Here is a 16,026-nt window from a genome sequence, read left to right on the forward strand (position 1 = left end):
AATTCTCAATTCTCACATGCGCGGTGAGTTTCGAGTATTACTACATAACCGTGGTGAGCCTGGTAATATTCGTAGTGGCACTGCTAATTGGGCTAATAATGAACAATAGGTATTACAAGGCAATAAGTGAGGCACTTACGCAGGTTAAGGAGGTGGAATCAAGGGGTCCGCTGGCAACGATGAGTGGTGATTTCGAAGTTTTAATGTGTCCCCGTTGTGGTTATTCCAAGACAATACCGTATAGGGTTGGGGATTATGTTGGTAAGGTTGTTGATGAGGCATGTCCTAATGATGGTGAGAAATTAATTGTTCATGCAATATATTCCTCAAGGCCTGCCGAGCAGTATTCATGAAGATAAGCTTTATAACTGGTTGGCTTGTTACAAGATTCGTGACCCATTTTAATAGGGAATAGGGTTATGAGCATAAAAGATGTTTTTAGTCTAAACGAGGGTGCTGAGGTTACAATAAGGGGTTGGGTCTATAGGAAGAGGGAGTTGAAGGATAAGATATTCCTCGTTGTCAGGGATGGTAGTGGCATAATACAAGCCGTCATTAATAAGTCTGATCCTAACACGGCGGGTATAGCGTCTAAATTAAACATAGAATCGTCACTTATGTTGACAGGTGTCGTTAAGAAGGAGCCGCGAGCACCAGGTGGTGCTGAGGTTCATGTTAGGAGTATTGATTGGTATTACATTGGTGATCCATTTCCAATAAATGAGGATGCGGCTAAGGCGGATAGTGAGTATTTGCTTGATGTCAGGCATTTATGGATTAGGAGTAGGAGGATGTGGGCTATCCTTAGGGTTAGGCACACGGTATTTGGCGCAATTCATGAGTTCTTCAGATCTAGGGGCTACTACGAGGTTCAGGGGCCGATGTTCGTATCGGCGGCTGTCGAGGGTGGTGCCACATTATTCCCAGTCAAGTACTTCGATAGGGAGGACGTATATTTAACGCAGTCATCTCAATTCTACCTTGAGGTCTTGATTTACACCCTCGAGAAGGTTTACACAGTGGCACCAAGCTTCAGAGCTGAACCTTCAAGGACTAGGAGACATCTGACAGAATTTTGGCATGCCGAGGCTGAGGAGGCTTGGCTTCAATTTGACGGACTGCTCAACCTGCTTGAGGACTTAATTACGTACATCGTTAATAAGGTCCTTGAGGAGAGACAGGATGAGTTGAAATTATTAAATAGGGATACGAAGATTCTGGAGAACGTAAAGCCGCCATTCTATAGGGTCAGTTATGACGAGGCAATCGAGATTCTTCAGTCTAAGGGGTTGAACATTAAGTGGGGTGATGACATTGGGGCTGATGAGGAGAGGGTATTGACGATGCAGTTCGATAAGCCAATCCTCCTACACCACTTCCCCGAGCAGGTTAAGGCCTTCTATCATAGGAATGATCCAAGCAGGCCAGGGACAACCCTGAGTGTGGATGTACTTGCGCCAGAGGGCTATGGGGAGATCGTTGGTGGTGGAGAGCGTATTTATGACTATGAGGAATTACTTAGTAAGATTAAGAAGTTTGGGCTTAAGCCTGAGGATTATGATTGGTACCTGGATCTGAGGAGATATGGCTCGGTGCCGCATGCAGGCTTTGGGCTTGGTGTTGATAGGCTGGTTATGTGGGTTTGTGGTCTTGATCATATCAGGGATGCATTACCATTCCCAAGGGACATAAGGCGCGTTAAACCATAATGTGTAAGTGAGGTTCAAAATGGTTCGGTTACTAATAACTGGTTCGCCAGGGGTTGGGAAGACCACGGTGGCGGTAGAACTTTCGAAGGTATTCAATGCAGTGTTGGTGGATATAAATGATGTTATAAAACCCCTCCTTAGGTGGGACCCTAAGCTACTCACTAATTATGTAATAGATGAGGGAAAGGCACGTGAATTAATTGCGAAAAAATTGAGTGGCTTGCAGTCTTACATAATCGATACGGTGGCCATAAACCTAATTGATAGGTCATTAATTGATTGGTGCGTCGTACTTAGACTTAACCCCACTGAGTTGATGCGCAGATTGTTAATGAGAAATTGGCCTAGGTGTAAGGTTGTTGAGAATGTACTTGCGGAGGTCGTTGGCTCCTCATTGAGTATGGCCATTGACCTATTCGGTAGAGATAAAGTGATTGAGGTTGATACAACAGGTAGGGATGTCCAGGATATTGTCAAGTACATAGTTAATCACGTATCAAGTGGTAATGGCGTTATTGGCGTGGTTGATTGGCTTGACTTGCTTGATACGGATTTCCTAGTAAGCCTTAGTAGGGAGATGGATGAGTGCCAGGCTTAGTGGTCTGTGTACTTTATGCTCCTCATCAATCTCTTAATCTCGAACATGAATAGTCTGTTCCAGCCAATGTTCTCAAGCCTCTTAACGATGCTCCTAAGCGTGCCAGCCCTAAGGCTTACGAGTAATACCTTACCAACGCGCTTACCCTGCATGAAGAATCTAATGAGTACGAGTCTCTCATTCTCATACTCAAAGACGTAGTCCTTTATCGTCCTATACCTACCAAGTGTGTCCCCAAACTCCTCCTCAGCCATGTCGAGGTACGTGGCTAGGTCCGGGTCAATCTCCATGTACTCAAGCCTATGTAAGCCGGCATTCTCAAGGTCAAGGATGACCACGTCGAGGTCCTTATTGACCTCAAATATGGCAATGCCATAAATACGCATTTCAATCCCCATGTCAAGGGCAGTACTATGCTTTAAAAACATTTTGTCCAATAATTATTGAAAAAACAGAGTCAGAATGTTATGTGAACATAATTCAACCATACGTAGTAAATTACAGTATTCACGATTGTTACGGGAATCCCATACTTCATAAACTCTAGAAAACCAAAACCCTCACCACCCCTCTTCTCACTAGCCTCGCTAATTATTACATTACTCGCAGCGCCGATCAATGTCAGATTCCCAGCTATAGTACTTGAAGCCGCCAATCCAACCCAAATAATGTAATTGCTCGGCGAAACCCCCAATTCCCTCATCAATGGTATGTACAAGGCCACCATGGGTACATTACTAATGACCTGACTAAGGAGCAAACCTGATATGAAGACTCCTATTAATGTTGTTGGCTGTGGTAAATAATGAGCCAATGAATTAAGCACTCCGGATTCCAGAGCCCCCTCACTAACGATGAATAATCCTATGAAGAATAATATTGTCGTCCAGTCAACATTATGTGCAACGCTTCTCCTATCGTCACCGCTGAGTAGGTAAATTATTGAGGCGCTCATGAATGTTAGAGTAACCGGTGTTAAGTATGGACTTATGTTGAAGATATCCGTTATGAAGTAAAGCGGTATTAGTATTAATAGTATTGTAATTGCGGTATAGGCTAACCTCTTATTAACGAGCAATTCCTCAGGTCTTCTAATCTCCTCAACCACTACATCATCATTATTATTACGGAATAGTAATAGAAGTAATGGGTATGTCACTAGTATGTTGATTATTGTTGGCGGTAGTAGGTAAAGTGCGAATACTATGAATGGTCTTGGCATGCCCGACTCAAGTGCAATGAGGAGATTCTGCGGATTACCAACAGGTAATGCCACACTACCTATGGTTACGCCAAAGGCCAGGGCATAGAGTAATGGTTTGATATTTATCCGGGCCTGCCTTCTCATGGACACTATTACTGGCGTAAATGAACCTGCAATACCATCATTCGATAAGGCGAGTGATAATATGGCTGATAACCCAAATACCCTGAGTATTAACCTGCCCATACCACGACTACTAATCAATAATTTATATGCCAGGTAACTAAAGAATCCACTGACCTCAAGTGCGGATGATATTGTGAATAGTGAGATTAGAAATAGAATAACATTAAGGTTTATTGAGGATAAAGCCTGATTAGGCGTGAGTATACCGAGTACTATTGTGAGGGCCGCACCAAATAGCATCGCCACCCATGGCTGTACATTAATCTTCCCAATCCCCCTCAGGGCTATCAGGCCGTATGTAATCGCTAGTATGATGCTATCCTCAATGAATTTTGTTGACAGCATATCCTGCTTAGTGTCCTTCTACACTAGTACATGGATTAAAAAGCTTTGTCTCTGACATTAATTAAAGGAAAGAGAATTGAACAAATAAACTTAATTAGGAAGATAGATAGTGAACTATTGATGATGAGGCTCGAGAGGTTTGATCAAATGATAATAACGCAGGCCTTACTGAACATGCTTAAAGAGGTTACTTCCACGATGGATCGGTGGCACTAAATGGGGATTAGGGACGCCATTGATGACTTAAGGGCCGTGATTACCTTCTTCACGGTAATACCCATTGGCGGTACTCACGATGTTTCAAGAGCCCTAAGAAATGCTTGGCTTGCGGTAATAATTGTACCACCAATAACTGGGTTATTACCTGGTCTCTTTGGTTACTACCTAAGTCTCTTAACGCACAATGACTTGTTGATTGCAGTGATCACATATATGTTACTACTCCTTTTGACTGGGCTTAATCATATTGATGGTTTCGCAGACGTGGTCGATGCGTTGATGGTTAGAGGCTCGATTGAGGATAGAATTAGGGTACTTAAGGATCCGCATAGGGGCTCTGCGTCAATAGCGATGGTAGTACTACTAGTAATATTGGCTGTGTCATCATTAATTAATTTAATTCACGTATTATGGCAGTCGTTACTTATTGCGGAGTTTGTGTCTAAGTCCTCATGTTGTCTTTGCGGCGTAATTGGTAAGAGACCCAGCCATAAGGGGTTGGGTTGGCAATTGACTACGTATAGTAAGGAGAAGGTTCACATAATCATTGCCGTATTAATCATAGCCCTAATCATCACATACCTATTACTAAAATTAATTGGTTTGCTCGTTGCCTTAATAACCATGGCCTTTAACACGTTGTTATTCATAGCGTTGCAAAATAACCTTGGGGGTGCTGTTGGTGATCTTTACGGTTTCACGCTTGAGGTTTCAAGGGTTACAGCATTAGTGCTAATGTCACTTTTGATTGGCGTCTGAGGTTTACATTAACCTGAGTATTCAGTACTACTTTAATATACTGCCCTATATCGTATCACTGTATGGGTAATGATCCAGATGCCATAATAAGCATAACACCGGATTTAGCGCTTGACATGGGTTATACCTATGCTGGTGGGCTTGGCGTACTCGAAGGCGATAAATTCTACGGTGCAGCAGCGCTTGGGCTTAATTACTACGTAATAACCCTACTGTATAGGAATGGCTATGTTGACTATGACTTTGATGAGAATGATAATCCGGTACCAAAGCCTCAACCGCAACCTAAGTCCTTCCTCGAATCCTTAAGGCTAGCTGACACGTTCACAGTTAAACTAAGGGGTGAGAATGTGGAGGTTAATGCATGGGAATATCGCTTAGGCTCTGCGCATGCCGTATTCCTAGAGCCTAGAGGACCTGAGTGGGCCTTGAAGTTGACTGATAGGATATACATAGAGGGTAGTGTTGAGGAGAAGTTCCTGAAGTACATATTCCTTGCCAGGGGAGCCGTGGAGTTCATAAGGAGGAACATAGGGCTTGAGAATGTTAGGTACATAGACCTTCAGGAGGCTTACGCGGCCATGGTGCCGATAATACTCAGGATACCCGGCAGGTATAGGCTCATTATTCATACACCAGGTCCCTGGGGGCATCCATCATTCCCAAATAGGCTCTTTGAGGAGGAGACTGGTTACAGGTTTATCGAGGACCCCGTGGTCCTAACGAGCATTGGGGCTGCCATGGCCTGGGAAGTGATTATGGTTTCGTCAAAGCACTATGACATAATGAGGAAGGTAATACCCCAATTCATAAGTAAGGCTAGGTTCATAACGAACGGTGTTGATCTTAACCGATGGATGGACCCAGAGATAAGGCTACTTTACGAAAGAGGTTCATTAACTAGGGAAAGTCTTGCACTCATTAAGTCTAGGCTGAAAAATGAGCTTCAGGGGCTGGTAAGGTCGTATAAACCCATAGATCTTAGCGGTGATTCGCTCATTGCCGCGTGGGTCAGAAGAATGACTTTGTATAAGAGGCCTCATTTCGTGGCTAGGTTGATTGAAGATGGTGAGTTTAATGATGTGATTTTTGTTTTAGGTGGAAAGTCGCACCCAATGGATAAGGATGGATTAATATACATGAAGAAGTTCAGGGAATTACATAGGATGTATAAGAACGTTGTTTACATACATGACTATGACGTTAATAAGGCCAAGATAATACTTAAGGGCATTGACGTACTGCTATTTACGCCATTCCCAGGCTGGGAGGCGAGTGGCACTAGCTTCATGAAGGCCGCAATAAATGGTGTGCCAAGTATAGCGTCTAGGGATGGTGCAGCCGTTGAGTTAATAACGGATGGCGTGAATGGTTGGTTGTTCGGTAGTGATATTAGGGAGTTGATAGATTTCGCAAATGATCCAAGGGGTAAGGAGATCGATGAGAGGGAGTACACGGAATTTAAGGCGAAGTTTGCCCAGGTGTATGACCTGTATAATTCGGATAAGGAGCGCTTTTACCTCATCAGCCTAAGCGCAATATTTAGTTTCGCGCCTAGGGTCGACATTAAGAGGGTGCTTCGTGAGTACTATCCCGACCTCGTTAGGGGATGAGGTTAAAGCTTTTTAATTCCCCGGTAGCCTTGGTCGTCAATGCCCACATGCAAACTCTGTGGTAGGTCCTTCGATACATTAACTGAGTTATACGTGCATTTAAGTAGTGAGTGTAATAAAATTCCGAGGTCCAGGAGATGCCCTGTGTGCGGTAGCAAGTATAGGTCTATTAGGTTCATGAAGCACCACTTAATAAATGAGGCTTTCATTGAGTCTAAGCACATGAGTTATTTAATTAGCATTTAGGGAATAACATTATTTCTGCCAATCAGAGCGCTGCACTGTGGAGGTTACCAGGGTTATTAAGGTTCAATCCAATTGTAGGGAGTGCCTTGATTTAATAGTAAAGGCATTGTCTATGTTCAATGGGATATTACTCATGAAGTTCTTCGGTAATGACCTCGTAATAACCTACGACACTAATAACATTAATTTCAGCGATATTGCCCAATCAATTCTCTCACTTGGTGTTGGCTTAATACTTAGAAAGGTCATTATGAATGCGAGCATTAGGGGCAATATTAATTTTGAGGAGCTGGAGCTAACGATTAGTAGGTCTGTTGACGGTATTGTGAGCCTATTTTACGACCAAGCAACGTCTAGGTTATCAATCATTATGCACCCGGATACGGACATAAACACAGTCATTAATAACCTAGTTAATATGGGCATCACAATTAATGAGGTAACCACGGATGAATTAACCCAGGTACTGATGGCCCGCTCCTAATCTATGGTGGCGTTGGCCTTACTAAGTCGGTGGGTAAGTTCAATTGCTTAGCCACCTTGGCTAAATGCCTTAAGTACACGGTTAATCCCCTATCCCTCTTAGCAGCATCCACTATTGCCTGCATTATGTCAATAACGGCATCATAAACCTCCCTATTAACTGGGTATGGTGATCCATCCTTACCGCCAAGTGCGAAGGCGTACCTCCTTGGATCAATATTCGCTGGATCATCCCAATCAACCGGGCTCCTATAAATTAACTCGGCTATCAATGCCAGGGCCAGCATGGTGCTGGGCCCAAAGCCCCTAACGAGTAGTAAGTCCTTAAAGTCATTGGCATCCCTCGCCCTTTTAATGGCATCCTCATTTATCGATGCTGGGTACGGTCTAAAGGCACCACTTATGTACGGATTATAATACCTGGGCGGTTCCTTACCCAGGTACGTGAGTATTGTGGAGTCGCCCCTCATCATAGCCCTAACCAACGCCCAATCCCTAATTACCTTATTAACGTCTTGATGAACAAGGTCAAGTATGGCCCCTCTAGCATCACCACTTAACCTACTAACCATGTTAAGCGCATAATTACCCTTAACACCAACAATGCCTGTATGAGGCTCATTCAATAGGTCATTCTCCATCCAAATATGGTACCTCCTAGCATACCTAGTCTTCTCATTCATGCCCTGTTGAATTATTGCCCAGGTACCGTCTGATCCAATAATCATTGCATGATGATAAAGCCTATAACCATCCTGTAACGCCGTATTATCAATCTTAGCCGAAAGCCTCGACATAAGCTTAAGCCCCTCAACATCAATATCCCAAACCCTACCCAACTCCTCAATCTCAACGGGCGTATTAATTGCGTAAACCCCCTTACCACCGACAACCCGAATACCCACATCCTTCTTCGATAATGCCTCCTTAAGCGCCGCGGTGGTTATCGTAGTACTGCCTGAGGAGTCCCAATCCATGCCAATTATGTTGTTAAACGCCTGAAAGAAGAGTGGATTAGAGAATAATTTAATTGTGTCCTTAATACCATGCTCATCAACCAGTAACTCAACAATAAGCCCACTAAGTTTAACCATTCTACTGTAGAGCCACGGTGGTACGTGGCCCGTATGTAGTGGTAAATCCGCAAACCCTGAAACACTCACATAATCATATTTTTAATGACTAATATATAGTTCTTTCGTTCTTAGTGAATTTTCATCATGAACGATCATTAATATAATGGTCATAAGGTTATACTTTTATGTACCCTTAAGTTATAATCAATCAATGGATTTCGACCTTAGTAAGGAGGAGGCGCTGTTCAGGGATTCAGTTAGGGAGTTTGGTGAGCGTTACATAAAACCGCACTGGATCGATCTCGATGAGGGTGGGTATTCACTCCTTGACTTAATACCTAGACTTGCTGAGCATGGCTTAGTCGGCTTAACACTCAGTTCCAAGTATGGTGGTTCAGAGGGCTCCTTCCTAATGGCAGCAATAGCCGCTGAGGAGTTGGCTTACGCAGATCCAAGTCTCGCGGTCCCAGTATACTTCCTATTAGAGACTGCCTGGCCCTTCATAGTTCAGCGGTACGCTAAGGATAGCGTTAAGGAGGAGGTCCTGCCGAGATTAACCAAGGGTGAGGCTTGGATTGGTATAGCATCTACGGAGCCCCAAGGCGGTAGTGACGTGGCTGGTGAGAGGACTGAGGCAAAGCTCGTTAATGGTAAGTGGGTCCTCACGGGCGAGAAGAACATGGTAACAGGCGTATCGATAGCCCTTAGGCTACCCTATGGTGGTGGTTTTGTAACGATAACTAGGACGGGCCCACTCGAGGCTAAGCATAGGGCTATAACGACCATGCTATTCATGGTTAAGAGGAATGGCGTGGTTAACACGGGCTTCGAAACAAGGGATTACGAGGAATGGGGTAGGAGGGGAATACCAACTGGCTACCTGAGGCTTAATGGCGCTCCTGTGGATCCTGAGTTCGTGCTTGGTGAAGTGAATAACGGGTTTAAGATAGCCATGGAGGGCTTTGACGTAGCCAGGACATTGATCGGCGCTGCGGCCCTTGGGACTGCCCGTTGGATGCTTGAGCAGGGCAGGGAATGGATTAAGAACAGGGTTGTCTTTGGTAAGCCAATCTCCTCATACCAATCAATAAGCTTTAGATATGCCGAATTAAGTACTAGGCTTGAGGCTGCCAGGCTCATGGTCTATAGAGCCGCCTGGCTCGCAGATAAGTTCTATAGGGGTGATTCCTCGGTCTCAATACTCGACGTGGCAAATGCTGGTGCCATGGCTAAAATGCTTGCCGTTGAATTGGCAATAGACGTGGGCCTAGAGGTCATGAAGTGGTTTGGCGGCGTTAGTTACTTCAAGGAGACCCCGATAGCTAGGGCGTTCCTAGGAGCCTTGAGCTATTACGTAGGTGCAGAGGGAACGCAAAACATAATGAGACTAATAATAGCCAGAAACCTAATAGGAAGGGAGGTAGAGTGAACTTTTCGGTATGTGAGAATAGTTTTTAAAGCATAACGTATCCTCTCATCAATATGAGTCAACAAGCAGGAGCGCAAGGCGTAACACCACATACCGCTTACATACTTTCATTAATAGGTAGTATACTGATGGTAATAAGCTCGATCATAGTTCTGGTGGGTGCAGGGATACTAATGTCGCTACCTCACTTTATGCATTTCATAGGCTTGGTTATTACCCAATAATGCCCATGATGCCATTGGCACCATTTTTCTTAATCGTCGTAGGTATAATTGGTCTCGTAGTAAGCATATTGGCTATATACTTCTCCCTAAGACTTGGTAGGTTAAGTGACGTAAATGCCGTACATAGTACTGGTGTTGTGCTTTTAATACTGGCGATAATTGGTTTGTTCGTGGCGAATGGCTTCTTCATAGGTTTCATACTGCTCCTCATAGGCTCAATACTGGCTATTACGTGGAAACCATAAAATGCCTAAACGCAGATTTACTTAAGATGGTTAGCAAGGCCGTGATTAGGTATATCGAGGAGTTATTAAATCCGTACTCCACCTACTACTCAGATGGTGTGTTGAATAGTGAGGGTATGACGTTATTAAGGATAATAGCTAGGGAGGTCCTTAGGGAATACCCGGCCTTAAAACCGAGGTTTGCTAAGGCTAGGCGTAGGAGGGATTATGAGTATGTATCGAGTCTACTTAATGAAGTAATTTCCTATCTCTCACAGTATTCTCAATAAATTTCATGGATCTTCGATATATCTCGCTTATTCTGAAATTACGGCCCTTAATGATTATCATGGTAATCAGCGCCATCAATAATATTGTGGCTAATATGCGCTTATAAATCATCACAATTCTTTTTAAACCATAACCACTCATACGCACCCCCTTTACCTTATTACGCTATACTTATATTTATCTCCGCATTTAATTGGCCGTGCCTGAATTAACAACGGCACTTGGCATTGCTAAGAAGTGCTCATCATACGTAGACTTAATGGGCGGATCCGTCGCTGAGTATGATTTCATAGAGTGGTTATTGAATCAGGTAGATAATCCGTTATTCTTCTATGAGTTACAGCCTGTCAGTGTCCTTGTCTGGAGGGATAGGTTTTCGAGGATCGTGTACGGTAATAACGAGTTTAAGGCGTTGAGTATGCCACTGACACTGGGCGGATCTGACAGAGGTAAGCTTACCATGGATATAAATGACTCAGAGGGTAAGGTGCTACTCGCGGATTTTCCTGAGGATATGGATGACGCGAAGTACATATACATAAAGGCGATGGAGAAGGGCGCCCTAGCGGTCATTTTTAGGGATAAGTACCCTGGCGTTGTTAGGAGAATTGTAGTCACAGCAACGCCCGACTACTCCTGGGATAGAGCGCCGCCGCCTGTTATGCCGGCATTGACCGTGTCTAAGGAGGTTGGTGATGAGCTAAGTAAGCATATTGGCGAGGAGGTGGAGTTTGTGAGTGATGTGGAGACGAAGTTAAGCACCGGCTATAACCTAATCATTAATCTAGAGGGTGATAAGGAGGAATCAGTAATCCTAGCCGTTCATCATGATCATTGGTTGACTGGATATGCAGATAACTGCTTAGGTGTTGGCTTGGGGGCATCAATTCTACTTAATACGATTAAGGAGAGGTCATCCATGAAGAGGGGCTTATCCTTCATTTCATTTACTGCCGAGGAGGCTGGTAATCCGGGGTTTGCGAGTCTTTATTGGGCTTATGGATCCACAAGGTACGTGGAGTATCTTGAAAGAAGAAACCTGCTTAATAGTGTGTATGCGGTGCTTAACCTGGACGTTGTTGGTAGGCAATACGTAATACATACGAGTGAGGATTTGTCAATGCAATTAAGCCAATTAGTCAGCACGCAGTGGGAGTTGCCCAAGCCCTACTTCGATTCCCTTAATTTTGAAATGAATGGCATACCATCAATGACTCTATCAAGCCTCGATTATTACTGGGATGTGTATCACACGGATAAGGACGTTGAGGATAAGGCTAATCAGCAGGATGTTGACTCTGCCCTTAAGGTTGCGAACCAATTACTTAACTACTTATTAACCAGTGACTTAACCCCATCACCATATATATCAGTGCTAAATAGGGACATAATAAGCGTGGGTCTCGGCATAGAGCTCAAGGAGGACTGGGAGACTTATAGGCTGGTTAAGTACCTGCTGTCTAAGTACTTGGTTGAGTATAGGCGTGATGGGTCTGTGAAGACCATATACACGAACTCGATATTATCCTACGTGAGAAGGTTCATAAACATTAATGACATAAGCCAGGTACCACTTAGGGTTGAGGAGATGGGTACTGGTAGGGTAATCATGGACACGAGTACCATAAGAAGTGTTAGGCAATTAAGTCAGTACATATCACAGGTAATAGAGTCGCTGGCTGAGGACATGAGCATAAACCTAGCCGTTTAATTCCCTGGTGCCTGTTCTATCTCTTATTAACGTACTAGATATCTTATTGCCGAATCCATCCTTAATTATCGGCACGGCAATAATATACAACGGACGTAACCCCCTCTCCCTCCTAAGATTATTGATCTCAATCGCCCTCGGCAATGTCTCTAGGCTAACCACTATGGCGTCGATTGTCGGATCAACAATCGTTGGGCCGTAAGGGTCGTTAATGACGTCGATTATCACGTCACGATCATTACCACCCAACTCCTTAATTAGGCTCCTTAGATTAAGAAGCCTAATCTTTAATGGCTTCACCTTATACGCCTTATAGGCCTGAGCAAACTCATCACTAGTTACGCCAACGAGCACCTTACGCCCATAGTTAAGCGCAGTAAATAGCAATGCTGTATGCCCCGTATGGAGCGTATCGAATGTTCCACCAACGGCAACCTTTCTCATGGACTTAGCCCGAAGCATCCACGCAGGACCATTCTATCTTCATTATGGGACTTTTTAATCCTTTAGTCATTATGATTGTTTAAGGAAGGATTTTTGTAAATTACACTTCACGTTAAGTGTTTATATCCACCACTTCCTACCCATGAAAAGCAATAATGTGTATTACATAAATTCATACGACACATGTATGGCATAATTAATATGCCAAGCAAATACTTAATAAAATCTTGAATTGTATCTCCATTGTATTTTGCATCTCATTGTTCAATTAGTTATTGGCTATATATTCAGTGGGTGTTGATATATATGGGGTAGAAAAATAATACTTGAGACTTAGGTTTTTATACCCGGTTATACCCTATATGAGTGTCATCAATATACAGGAGGGTTATTAGGATTGGTGAGAAGAGCATTGGGATTACACTGCCTAAGCGGTGGCTTGATGTATTGAGTGTTGGTGTTGGTGACGTTGTTGAGATAAGCCTTGTGGGTAAGGTAATCGTTGTAAAACCAGTCACGCAGGCTGGTGGTGAGACTAATGAAGTCAGCATATCGCTTGGCGGCTCAATTGATGAGACCACTAGGGTAATTATTGCCAGTTACATAGAGGGTTATGATAACGTGGAGGTCATTGGACAGAAGGACATCATTAGGAGGGCGTTCTCAAGTGTTGAGAAGAAGTTACCTGGGTCACTCATGCTTGAGGGTGATGGTAGCGTACTGATTAAGGTCGCCACTAGCGAAACCAACGTTGATCTTAATGAGGTGATTAACAGTATGGCTAATATCCTGAACTCCATGTTTAGTAAATTCATTGATTACCTAGAATCAAATAAGGAGGATTTGTTAAAGGAGGTTCTTGAACTTGATGATCAAATGGATAAGCTGTACTTCCTTGCGTTAAGGACGATAAAGAAGTTATCCTTTAGGGACCCGAAGAGGGCTATTGACGACACAATTGTCGTGAAAAACCTGGAGCACGCAGCGGATGCCCTGGATAGGCTGTCTAACGCATTCATGAGGGTGCAGGCAACTCAGTGTAGGCGTGAGATAGGTGAGAAGCTTAAGGACGTGTGGACGTACATAATGAGGGCCGTATACTCATACCTAGATAACAACATCAATAATGCGTTGAAGGTGTTGCTCGATAGGGAGCGCATGCTCAATAACATGCTTGAGCTAGCTAACATGGGGTGTACGGGGCTAAGTGGGTTATTAACGGCCTCAATACATGAAGGGCAGTTAATAGTTGCATTGGCGGCAGACATAGCGGAAGCAGCCTTTAGTAGGCATGTTAGGAGTATCGCGAAGCCTACGAAGATCATAACGGGTGAGGAGTTAAATAGTGAGGAGTAGATTTAGGGTGTTGTGATGAGCACGTCGGTAGCTGACTAATGAGGATGGTCAGAGGTGCTGATATACGTAGACTTCGAGACCTCGAACTACTTATTCAGGGCATACCAGGCTATAAATCTCCTAAGCTAAACCTTGAGCAGTACATAACTGATGCGAATATAGTTGCAGTGGCCATCTGGGACGCATACATGAGAAATTACCTAACAAACGCGAGGGTGCTCGACCTCGGTTGTGGCACTGGTAGGTTCGCAATAGCCGCGGCACTCATGGGCGCTAGGCAGGTAATATGCGTAGACATAGACCCTGAAGCCCTAACCATAGCTAAGGAGTCAGCCAGCGAATACGGCCTAAACAACGTTGATTTCGTCACAAATGACGTCAGGAACATGGCTATTACGGGCAAATTCAACGTGATATTCCAAAACCCACCCTTCGGAATACAGTCAGAGAGAGGCCTTGATGTGAAGTTCCTAACCACAGCAATAAACCACAGCAACATAATATACACAATACATAAACTAAGCACCCTAGACTACATAAACAACAAAGTCAACTCACTGGGATGCGCAATGAACGTGCTAGATAAAGTAACAATAACAATACCACTCATGTACAAACACCACAGAAAAAGAAAATACAAAACCGAGGCATTCCTCGCACGAATAGAATGCCCAGGAAGGTAACAAATTGCATTCAATCGCTTATAACTCTATTCCAGCAATACGCTTCAACTTACTCCATTTATCGAAGTTCAATACTTCAAGTGTATTAAATAATACGGTAATTAAAGGCGGTATGGCATCAATCATCATTTTCGCCAATTTAATTGCGTTCTTACCCCTAATCTGTATTTGAACTTCGTTCTTTGTATTAATTATTTTCCAATTAATTCCAAGCTCCTTTAGCCTATTGAGTATATCTTCCCATTTCTTAAATTCATCAGCACCAATCGATAACCTAATCATAGGTCTAACAGAACCATTACCACGTCTCTCAAACGTAATATCACCATCGCCAAATACAATCGTGATCATGAACCTTAAAAATTGTATTTTACTAAATTTTCTAATAATACTAAAAGCCATGTATTTATTTGAGAAATGTTCAAGGGCGATTAGGTGCAACATAATTGTCACATCATCCTTATTAATATTAACAGCGTCAATCCGTAGATGATGCTCACTAGGATATAACAAGCACCAAAGCACTATTTGCCAAATACGTGACGTGCTCATACTCGGCTTACCATTATGGATGCCCTCATCAGTTATTGAAAACCCTAATCTTAATGGTTCTAATGTCTCCTTATATTCTTCATCATCTATGGCCTCCTTAAATACACTAGGTATTACTTCCTTAAAGCCTTTTAATCCCTTGAGTATTAATTGTGCTACAATTTTATTCTTATTGCCTATTCTATTAGCCTTTAATTCTATATGCTCTTCATAAATATATGCTGATAATGTATTCTTTCCTTTACTTACTATTACCTTCACCTTACCATTTTCTAAGTCATTAATTAACTCTTTAATCTCTTTACCAATAACAACCCAATATGCCTTTAATTCCCTATTAATATGATTTAATAACGTATTAAGAACTTCCCTAACAATTTTAATTAACTCTTTAGGATACTTATTCTCAGATTGTTTTAGCTCTTTATTAGCGACTTCTATAATTTTTATATAAGTATTATCAACCCATTGTGTATCCCAAATCCTTTGATAAATTAAACGTTTAAGCACTTCATTTAATATTTCAATAACTTCATGCCTAATATTCTCATCAATTATACGTTCTTTTGGTAAGCACTTCTTACCTCGTCTACACTTACCCCAATATATTTCAATTAGCTCTGAAACTTTAACCATTAATTCTCATTAATTATCTTATCTATTTGATTAATAAA

The 16,026-nt window shown here is 42.9% G+C and carries 18 protein-coding genes; 13 read left to right on the top strand and 5 right to left on the bottom strand.

All coding sequences use genetic code 11. The features are described 5' to 3' along the window. Positions 1-23: 23 nt before the first annotated feature. From VDIS_RS07255 to VDIS_RS07265, 3 genes are all read left to right on the top strand, one after another. Positions 24-353, top strand: a complete 330-nt coding sequence (locus tag VDIS_RS07255) for a hypothetical protein (protein WP_013336584.1) — start codon at positions 24-26, stop codon at positions 351-353. 66 nt (positions 354-419) lie between these two features. Further along, on the top strand, positions 420-1,709 hold the full coding sequence (gene asnS, locus VDIS_RS07260; protein WP_013336585.1) for an asparagine--tRNA ligase: 1,290 nt from the start codon (positions 420-422) through the stop codon (positions 1,707-1,709). Between the two features lie 19 nt (positions 1,710-1,728). Beyond that, positions 1,729-2,307 carry an adenylate kinase family protein gene (locus tag VDIS_RS07265; RefSeq protein ID WP_013336586.1) on the top strand — a complete coding sequence of 193 codons (579 nt, stop codon included), beginning with the start codon at positions 1,729-1,731 and terminating at the stop codon, positions 2,305-2,307. Here VDIS_RS07265 and VDIS_RS07270 read toward each other — a convergent pair. Together VDIS_RS07270 and VDIS_RS07275 are read right to left on the bottom strand one after the other, a co-directional pair. Further along, complete coding sequence (locus VDIS_RS07270) at positions 2,304-2,705, bottom strand: hypothetical protein (RefSeq protein ID WP_245522473.1); 402 nt, start codon at positions 2,703-2,705, stop codon at positions 2,304-2,306. The two genes, VDIS_RS07265 and VDIS_RS07270, sit on opposite strands and share 4 nt — an antisense overlap. 59 nt (positions 2,706-2,764) lie before the next feature. After that, the gene (locus VDIS_RS07275; protein WP_013336588.1) at positions 2,765-4,042 is read right to left on the bottom strand and encodes an ArsB/NhaD family transporter; all 1,278 of its coding nucleotides are present in this window, start codon (positions 4,040-4,042) and stop codon (positions 2,765-2,767) included. A gap of 216 nt (positions 4,043-4,258) precedes the next feature. On the opposite strand from VDIS_RS07275, the gene VDIS_RS07280 reads away from it, so the two are divergent. The 4 genes from VDIS_RS07280 to VDIS_RS07295 all read left to right on the top strand — a co-directional run bounded on the left by VDIS_RS07280 (position 4,259) and on the right by VDIS_RS07295 (position 7,363). Continuing rightward, on the top strand, positions 4,259-5,020 hold the full coding sequence (locus VDIS_RS07280; protein ID WP_013336589.1) for an adenosylcobinamide-GDP ribazoletransferase: 762 nt from the start codon (positions 4,259-4,261) through the stop codon (positions 5,018-5,020). A gap of 62 nt (positions 5,021-5,082) precedes the next feature. Beyond that, the gene (locus VDIS_RS07285) at positions 5,083-6,633 is read left to right on the top strand and encodes a glycogen/starch/alpha-glucan phosphorylase (RefSeq protein WP_013336590.1); all 1,551 of its coding nucleotides are present in this window, start codon (positions 5,083-5,085) and stop codon (positions 6,631-6,633) included. A 39-nt stretch (positions 6,634-6,672) separates the two neighbouring features. Continuing rightward, entirely contained in the window at positions 6,673-6,879 is a 207-nt protein-coding gene (locus VDIS_RS07290) for a hypothetical protein (protein WP_013336591.1), read from the top strand. A gap of 37 nt (positions 6,880-6,916) precedes the next feature. Further along, complete coding sequence (locus VDIS_RS07295; protein ID WP_013336592.1) at positions 6,917-7,363, top strand: hypothetical protein; 447 nt, start codon at positions 6,917-6,919, stop codon at positions 7,361-7,363. A gap of 1 nt (position 7,364) precedes the next feature. On the opposite strand, the gene VDIS_RS07300 is transcribed toward VDIS_RS07295, so the two are convergent. Further along, complete coding sequence (locus tag VDIS_RS07300; protein WP_013336593.1) at positions 7,365-8,525, bottom strand: DUF763 domain-containing protein; 1,161 nt, start codon at positions 8,523-8,525, stop codon at positions 7,365-7,367. Positions 8,526-8,649: 124 nt separating this feature from the next. Between VDIS_RS07300 and VDIS_RS07305 the strand changes: the two genes are divergently transcribed. The 4 genes from VDIS_RS07305 (at position 8,650) to VDIS_RS07320 (ending at position 12,317) form a co-directional block, all read left to right on the top strand. Continuing rightward, the gene (locus VDIS_RS07305; protein ID WP_052885916.1) at positions 8,650-9,867 is read left to right on the top strand and encodes an acyl-CoA dehydrogenase family protein; all 1,218 of its coding nucleotides are present in this window, start codon (positions 8,650-8,652) and stop codon (positions 9,865-9,867) included. 223 nt (positions 9,868-10,090) lie between these two features. Next, entirely contained in the window at positions 10,091-10,336 is a 246-nt protein-coding gene (locus VDIS_RS07310; protein ID WP_013336596.1) for a hypothetical protein, read from the top strand. 26 nt (positions 10,337-10,362) lie between these two features. Beyond that, a complete protein-coding gene (locus VDIS_RS07315) occupies positions 10,363-10,605 on the top strand; it encodes a hypothetical protein (protein WP_013336597.1) in 243 nt (80 codons plus the stop codon). Between the two features lie 200 nt (positions 10,606-10,805). Beyond that, positions 10,806-12,317, top strand: a complete 1,512-nt coding sequence (locus tag VDIS_RS07320; protein ID WP_013336599.1) for a M28 family peptidase — start codon at positions 10,806-10,808, stop codon at positions 12,315-12,317. On the opposite strand, the gene VDIS_RS07325 is transcribed toward VDIS_RS07320, so the two are convergent. Continuing rightward, on the bottom strand, positions 12,306-12,779 hold the full coding sequence (locus VDIS_RS07325) for a phosphopantetheine adenylyltransferase (RefSeq protein WP_013336600.1): 474 nt from the start codon (positions 12,777-12,779) through the stop codon (positions 12,306-12,308). The two genes, VDIS_RS07320 and VDIS_RS07325, sit on opposite strands and share 12 nt — an antisense overlap. 348 nt (positions 12,780-13,127) lie before the next feature. Between VDIS_RS07325 and VDIS_RS07330 the strand changes: the two genes are divergently transcribed. Together VDIS_RS07330 and VDIS_RS07335 are read left to right on the top strand one after the other, a co-directional pair. Next, a complete protein-coding gene (locus tag VDIS_RS07330) occupies positions 13,128-14,117 on the top strand; it encodes a phosphate signaling complex PhoU family protein (RefSeq protein WP_013336601.1) in 990 nt (329 codons plus the stop codon). 38 nt (positions 14,118-14,155) lie between these two features. After that, positions 14,156-14,800 (top strand): METTL5 family protein, encoded by a 645-nt coding sequence (locus VDIS_RS07335; protein ID WP_013336602.1) that lies wholly within the window; start codon positions 14,156-14,158, stop codon positions 14,798-14,800. A gap of 18 nt (positions 14,801-14,818) precedes the next feature. On the opposite strand, the gene VDIS_RS07340 is transcribed toward VDIS_RS07335, so the two are convergent. Next, positions 14,819-15,988, bottom strand: coding sequence for a hypothetical protein (locus tag VDIS_RS07340; protein WP_013336603.1), 1,170 nt, complete (start codon positions 15,986-15,988; stop codon positions 14,819-14,821). Positions 15,989-16,026: the final 38 nt, after the last annotated feature.

The organism is Vulcanisaeta distributa DSM 14429 (genome assembly GCF_000148385.1).
Classification (GTDB): domain Archaea; phylum Thermoproteota; class Thermoprotei; order Thermoproteales; family Thermocladiaceae; genus Vulcanisaeta; species Vulcanisaeta distributa.